The organism is Pseudomonas sp. EA_5y_Pfl2_R50, from assembly GCF_963970475.1.
Taxonomy (GTDB): domain Bacteria; phylum Pseudomonadota; class Gammaproteobacteria; order Pseudomonadales; family Pseudomonadaceae; genus Aquipseudomonas.
In genome coordinates this window covers 1-449 of the sequence record NZ_CAXAPT010000179.1, presented here as the reverse complement: position 1 = coordinate 449, position 449 = coordinate 1, and the positions used below count along the sequence as shown (strand labels likewise).

The window sequence follows — 449 nt, the reverse complement described above, 5'->3', positions numbered from 1 at the left end:
GTAGCTCAGGATATTGCCCGGCGTCAGCGCCCCCTGCTCGATCGAGCCGGACAGGCGCACGTCCGGATAGAGCTTGGCCGTCTGCACCCCTACGTCGGCGACCGCCGCGTGCAGGTCCGCCTCCGCCGCCCGAATGTCGGGACGGTCATGCACCATGGCCGAGGGCAGGCTGACGGGAATCTCGGCCGGCGCCTCCAGCTTGGACAGGTCGAAGTCCGGCGCCGCCCATTCTGACGGCGCGCGGCCGACCAGCAGCGCCAGCCGGTGGCGCGCCTCCGACAGCTGCTGGCGCAGCGGCGGCAGAAGCGCGCTGTCCTGGGCCAGCTGGGTCGTGGCGCCCACCTGGTTCGCCGGCGCCGCGCCGCCCGCGGCGATCGCCTTGCGGGTCAGCTCCACCGTGTCCTTGTCGTCGCGGACCGCCTGCTCCAGCGCGGCGATCTGGGCGCGGA

General features: G+C 73.7%; 1 pseudogene. It reads right to left on the bottom strand.

The window, feature by feature from the left end:
• Positions 1 to 449, bottom strand: a pseudogene (locus tag AACY19_RS27330) (TolC family protein); the annotation flags it as partial.